This is a genomic window from Marinibactrum halimedae, from assembly GCF_021234875.1.
Classification (GTDB): domain Bacteria; phylum Pseudomonadota; class Gammaproteobacteria; order Pseudomonadales; family Cellvibrionaceae; genus Marinibactrum; species Marinibactrum halimedae.
On the sequence record NZ_JAJQVM010000059.1, the window covers coordinates 1 to 7,398 of the forward strand.

Here is a 7,398-nt window from a genome sequence, read left to right on the forward strand (position 1 = left end):
AGCACGAATACGTCGCGCCGAGAGATGAAACCGAGCGGCAGTTGGTGGCCATTTGGGCGGAGACCCTGGGGCTGGAGGCAGATCAGATAGGGGTGAAGGACAACTTCTTTGAGCTGGGTGGTCATTCCCTCTTGGCCACCCGTTTGATGTCAAAGGTGCGCGACCAATTTGGCGTGGACTTGCCCCTTAAAACCCTATTTGCCAAGACGACCATCGCGGATTTTGCGCCCCTGATGGGTGAGGGCCACCGCAATGAGATTTCGCCCATCGTACCAGTGGCGCGATTTGACACCGACGGACGAGAGATCAACACCTTCCCGCTCAGTTATGCCCAGGAGCGACTATGGTTTATTGACCAGTTTGAACAAGGTCAAGCCGGATACAATATTCCAATGGCCGTGAGCCTCCACGGTAAACTGGATATTGCCCACCTTGAGCAGGCCTTTCAGCTTATTATTCATCGCCACGAAAACCTACGAACGATCTTTCCCAGCCAGAACGGGCGAGCCACGCAGGTGGTGGTAGCCCAGTCGAATTTTACTCTTGAATGCGTTGATCTGAGTGATTGTAGCGACGACATTCTCCGTCGAGAAGACGCAAAGCAGCGTTGTCAGGCTGAAGCGGTCACCCCCTTTGATTTGGCAACCGGCCCTTTGCTCCGGGTGAAATTGCTTAAGTTGACGCCCCATGAACATGTACTGATGCTCACTATGCATCACATTATTAGCGATGGCTGGTCAAGTGGCGTGATGATGAACGAGTTCAGCCAGATCATGCAGTGCTTGCAAGCAGGGCGTGAACCGGCATTGGCGCCACTGCCCATTCAATACCTGGATTACAGTGTCTGGCAGCGCAAATTGCTGGATGAAGAGGGATTACTGACCAAGCAGCTGGCGTACTGGCAGGACAAGCTGGCTGGTGTGCCCGAGTTATTCGAAGTGGCGACGGATTATCCAAGGCCGGTGACTCAAAGTGTGGAAGGTGGCAGCCATACGTTCCGTCTAGAAGCTAAGTTGGCAGAACAATTAAAGACCTTGTCTGAACAGCAAGACAGTACGCTCTTTATGACCTTGCTGGCAGTGTTTACAACGCTGCTCTATCGCTACAGCGGGCAAGACGATATCTGCCTAGGGAGCCCCATCGCGAATCGTCAGTACGGCGAAACGGAAGGGCTGATTGGGATGTTCGTCAACACCTTAGCGCTGAGAAATCAGGTGAGCGGAGAGGCGTCTTTTAGCGCTTTCTTGCAGCAAGTGAAAACCACCTGTTTAGAGGCGTATGAACACCAAGATACGCCCTTTGAAAAAATTGTAGAAGCGTTACCACTGCAACGAAACCTGGGTGTTAGCCCCTTATTTCAGATCATGTTTGTTCTGCAAAATAACCGATCTGAACGCCTCGTGTTCGATGACGCCAACACCACAATCAGTCCTTACCCATTGGAAAATACCGTCAGTAAATTTGACTTAACCCTGTCGCTGGCAGAAACGGACAGCGGCTTGCAGGGCAGCCTAGCTTATCGTAAGGCACTATATAAACCACAAACCATTGCCCGAATGGCGCAACATTTCGAGACGCTATGCCAGGCAATCGTTAACAATCCCGATAACACTATCAGCGATCTGCAATTTGTGAGTACAGCAGAAACGCAACAATTGCTCAGTGACTTTAACCAGGCGCAAGACGAAACAAATCACCATCAAGATCTGTGCATCCATACGCTTTTTTCTGAACAGGCAAAGGCAACACCGGATAAAACGGCGCTGGTTTATCAAAACCAAAAGATGAGCTATCAAACATTACAAGAAAAGAGTCAAACATTGGCCCTTTATCTTCAATCTCTGGGAGTACGATGCGACAGACTGGTGGGCCTCTGTACTGAGCGATCACCGGACATGATGGTGGGCCTGCTGGGTATCTTACAAGCGGGCGCTGCCTACCTACCGCTTGACCCTGGCACACCGAATGAAAGACTGGCTTACATGGCACAAGATAGCCAGGTGAGCATTATCCTGACCCAACAAAAGCACATGGCTCAGTTACAGGATCTTGTTAGCTCAAATGTCCGCATCATCGCACTGGATGAGGATTGGCTGAATATCGCCACAAACGTTACCGTGTTGGAAACCAGGCAGGTAAGCCTGCGCAATGACGTTAAACCAGATAACCTCGCATACGTTATTTATACCTCAGGCTCTACTGGCAAACCGAAAGGGGTGATGATTGAACATCGTATGCTGGTTGATTATGCCTTCTCAGTTAACCAGAAAATGGCGCTTGACCAATGTGAAACATTCGCATCATTGTCAACGTTCTCGGCCGACCTGGGTAACACCACTATTTATGTGCCCATCATGTTCGGCAAAACCATCCATTTGATTTGCAGTGATGAAGTCAATGAACCCGCTAGGTTCAGGGAGTTACTTAACAAGCATCCCATCGATTGCATGAAAGTCACCCCCTCTCATTTTGAAATGTTCCGTGGCACCGAAACAGAAATTGCTGTGCCTGAAAAAGTGCTGATTTTCGCAGGCGAACCGCTGACTCAAAAAATCGTTGCAACCGTGAATCAGTTAAAACCTGAATGTAGGGTATTTAACAACTATGGCCCGACAGAAACAACGATTGCAAAACTTTCCACCACACAACTTATCGCCAGTGAACTGGACTGTATCCCTTTAGGTAAACCACTCGATAATACTCAGGTCTATATTCTCGACCAGTTCAACCATCCGGTACCTGTTGGTGTGCCGGGTGAGTTGCATATTGCTGGTAGAGGCCTTGCCAGAGGTTACCTGAATCGCCCGGACTTAAGTGCAGAGAAATTTGTCGCTAACCCCTTTATGCCAGGCACCCGAATGTACAAAACCGGCGATCAGGTGCGCTGGCTGGAAGATGGCAATATTGAATACCTTGGCAGGGTGGATACCCAAGTCAAGATCCGAGGTTTCCGTATAGAAACCGGAGAAATCGAGTCGAAACTGAATGCACACCCTCAAGTGAAAGACAGTGTAGTGGTTGCACAAGGGCAGGACAGCAATAAGCGCCTCGTGGCCTTTTATGTGACGCCTGAAGACCTGCTTTCTGTCGAAGAGCCACCCTCCGGCGAAGGATTAAAAGCCTGGCTGCGTCAATCCTTGCCGAGTTATATGGTGCCCGTGGCCTTTAAGCGTCTTGATAGTATTCCTTTGACCCCGAACCGCAAGGTGGACCGACAACGGTTAGAAAGGCAGGAGGTAAGTGTAAAGTCAGGTAAGACTTATATCGCCCCCCGCAACCAGACAGAAGCTCAACTGCTGGCTATCTGGGCCGATTTGCTGGACTTAAAACCCGAAAAAATCGGGGTAAATGACAACTTCTTTGAATTAGGCGGTCATTCCCTATTGGCAACTCGCCTGATTTCTAAGGTGCGCGCTCAGTTTACCGTAGATATTCCCGTTAAAGTCTTATTCGAACATGCCAGCATTGCAGGTTTTGCCGCTCAAATAATTAAAACAGAACGAGATAGAACCCCGGCTATTACGCCAGTTAAACGTACCGATGAAAACGGTCAGAACAAGAAAGATTTCCCGCTCAGTTATGCCCAAGAGCGGTTATGGTTTATTGACCAGTTTGAACAAGGCCAAGCCGGATACAACATTCCAATGGCCATCAGCCTTCACGGTAAATTGGATATTGCCCACCTTGAGCAGGCGTTTCAGCTTATTATTCATCGCCACGAAAACCTACGAACGATCTTTCCCAGCCAGAACGGGCGAGCCACGCAGGTTGTGGTAGCCCAGCCGAATTTTACTCTTGAGTTCGTTGATCTGAGTGATTGTAGCGACGACATTCTCCGTCGAGAAGACGCTAAGCAGCGTTGCCAGGCTGAAGCGACCACCCCCTTTGATTTGGCAACCGGCCCTTTGCTCCGGGTGAAATTGCTTAAGCTGACGCCCCATGAACATGTACTGATGCTCACCATGCACCACATCATCAGCGATGGCTGGTCAAGTGGTGTGATGATGAACGAGTTCAGCCAGATCATGCAGTGCCTACAAGCAGGGCGGGAACCGGCATTGGCTCCATTGCCCATTCAATACCTGGACTACAGTGTTTGGCAGCGCCAATTGTTGGATGAAGAGGGACTACTGACCAAGCAGTTGGCGTACTGGCAGGACAAGCTGGCTGGTGTGCCCGAGTTATTCGAAGTGGCGACGGATTATCCAAGGCCGGTGACTCAAAGTGTGGAAGGTGACAGCCATACGTTCCGTCTAGAAGCTAAGTTGGCAGAACAATTAAAGACCTTGTCTGAACAGCAAGACAGTACGCTCTTTATGATCTTGCTGGCTGTCTTTAATGTATTGCTCTATCGCTACAGTGGGCAAGACGATATCTGCCTAGGCAGCCCCATCGCGAATCGTCAGTACGGCGAAACGGAAGGGCTGATTGGCATGTTTGTCAACACCTTAGCGTTGAGAAATCAGGTGAGCGGAGAGATGTCTTTTACCGCTTTCTTGCAGCAAGTGAAAACCACCTGTTTAGAGGCGTATGAACACCAAGATACGCCCTTTGAAAAAATTGTCGAAGCGTTACCACTGCAACGAAACCTGGGTGTTAACCCCTTATTCCAGATCATGTTTGTTCTGCAAAATAACCGATCTGAACGCCTCGTATTCGATGATGCCGACACCACAATCAGTCCTTACCCGTTGGAAAATACCGTCAGTAAATTTGACTTAACCCTATCGTTAGCAGAAACGGACAGTGGCTTACAGGGTAGCCTGACCTATCGCACATCACTGTATAAGGCGTCCACCATCGAGCGCCTGGCGGGCCATTTTATGGCGTTGTGTCAATCCGTTGTTGTTAGTCCAACAAAGGCACTGAGTGCATTCCAATTTATGGGGGAGGCGGAAAGACACCGTTTTCTGAAAGACTTCAATCATACTGCTGTCGATTATCCAAAAGACAAATGTATTCATGAAGGCTTTATCGAGCAGGTAGCCAAAAACCCAGAGAATGTCGCCATTGAGTATCAGAACGAGACACTGACATATGGGCAGCTTTACGAACGTAGTTCAGCATTGGCCTGCTATCTACAGGCGCAAGCTATAGAACGAGGTTCCCTAGTCGCCTTATGTATGGAACGCTCGCCAGAGATGATTGTGGGCATGTTGGGTATTTTACAAGCAGGTTGTGCTTACGTGCCGCTTGATGCAAACCACCCAGACGACAGGCTGGCGTATATGCTTGAAGACAGTGGCGTAGCGATTGTGCTCACTCAGAATAAACTAAAAGAAAGACTGAAAGCCCTAGTAGCAAGCGGCACAACATTGGTTGCTATCGATCGGCAGTGGCCTGAGATTATTGCCGCGCAAGCACCTCCTCGTGTTCAATTGAATAGGGAAGTGCTGCCAAGTCATTTAGCCTATGTGATCTATACATCGGGTAGCACAGGTAAGTCTAAAGGTGTGATGGTTGAGCATCGTGGTGTAATGAATTTAATTCAGAGCCAAATTGCAGAGTTTGCCATCACGAATCAAGATAAGTGCCTACAAAATTTTTCAATTTGTTTTGATGCGGCTGTGCTTGAAATTTATTTGGCGCTTTTGTCGGGCGCCAGTTTGGTGATTACCTCTGCCGAAGAGCAAAAAGATCCCGCTAAGCTCGTTCATTATTTGCAACAACACAGTGTCACATGTGCAATTTTGACCCCATCTTATCTTACGGCTATCGGAGAACAGCCATTAAGCTTAAGAGTGTTGGTGACTGGGGGCGAGGCGGCCAATGATGAATTACTGAAGTACCACGCCTATCAGGGTACGGATTGTTACAACGCCTACGGTCCGACAGAAACCTGCGTATGCTCTACGACTTATTCTGTACCAAGCAGAGAAGGCGTTTCGACCGTTCGTAACTCAACGCCCATTGGTCAACCAATCAATAATACTCAACTCTATATTCTGGATGCCTTTAAAAACCCGGTACCTATTGGTACTCCAGGAGAGTTATATATTGCGGGTGACGGCTTGGCTAGAGGTTATTTGAATCGCCCTGAGCTTACACAGGAGCGGTTTATTGCCAATCCGTTTACCGTCGACAAGCGCATGTATAAAAGCGGTGATTTGGCCCGTTGGCTGGATGACGGAAATATAGAGTATCTAGGCCGAATGGATACTCAGGTGAAAATTAGGGGCTTCCGCATAGAAACGGGTGAGGTAGAAGCGCAGCTTAAACAACACCCTGAAATTAAAGATAGTGTTGTGGTGGTTCAGGGCCAAGGGGCACATAAAAAGCTGATTGCCTTTTACGTTGCCGCTGGTGATGCACAGCAGCCTACCCACGAGTCGCTCAAAACCCATCTGCTGCAGAGCTTACCGGATTATATGGTGCCGGCTGCTTTCCAATGGTTAGAAGCGATTCCACTGACCCCCAATGGCAAGGTAAATCGGCAAGCGTTGGAAAAAAGGGAAGTAACCGTTACTTCAGAGCACGAATACGTCGCGCCGAGAGATGAAACCGAGCGGCAGTTGGTGGTTATTTGGGCGGAGACCTTGGGGTTGGAGGCGGGTCAGATAGGGGTGAAGGACAACTTCTTTGAGTTGGGTGGTCATTCCCTCTTGGCCACCCGTTTGATGTCAAAGGTGCGCGACCAATTTGGCGTGGACTTGCCCCTTAAAACCCTATTTGCCAAGACGACCATCGCGGATTTTGCGCCCCTGATGGGTGAGGGCCACAGCAATGAGATTTCGCCCATCGTACCAGTGGCGCGATATGACGCCGACGGACGAGAGATCAACACCTTCCCGCTCAGTTATGCCCAGGAGCGGTTATGGTTTATTGACCAGTTTGAACAAGGCCAAGCCGGATACAACATTCCAATGGCCATAAGCCTCCACGGCAAACTGGATATTGTCCACCTTGAGCAGGCGTTTCAGCTTATTATTCATCGCCACGAAAACCTACGAACGATCTTTCCCAGCCAGAACGGGCGAGCCACGCAGGTTGTGGTAGCCCAGCCGAATTTTACTCTTGAATGCGTTGATCTGAGTGATTGTAGCGACGACATTCTCCGTCGAGAAGACGCTAAGCAGCGTTGCCAGGCTGAAGCGGTCACTCCCTTTGATTTGGCAACCGGCCCTTTGCTCCGGGTGAAATTGCTTAAGTTGACGCCCCATGAACATGTACTGATGCTCACTATGCATCACATTATCAGCGATGGCTGGTCAAGTGGCGTGATGATGAACGAGTTCAGCCAGATCATGCAGTGCCTACAAGCGGGGCGTGAACCGGCATTGGCGCCACTGCCCATTCAATACCTGGACTACAGTGTCTGGCAGCGCAAATTGTTGGATGAAGAGGGATTACTGAATAAGCAGTTGGCGTACTGGCAGAACAAGCTGGCCGGTGTGCCTG

At 49.5% G+C, this 7,398-nt stretch carries 1 protein-coding gene; it reads left to right on the top strand.

All coding sequences use genetic code 11. The features are described 5' to 3' along the window. Positions 1-7,398: non-ribosomal peptide synthetase (locus tag LU351_RS19740; protein ID WP_232595817.1), on the top strand; the 7,398-nt coding region annotated here is incomplete at both ends.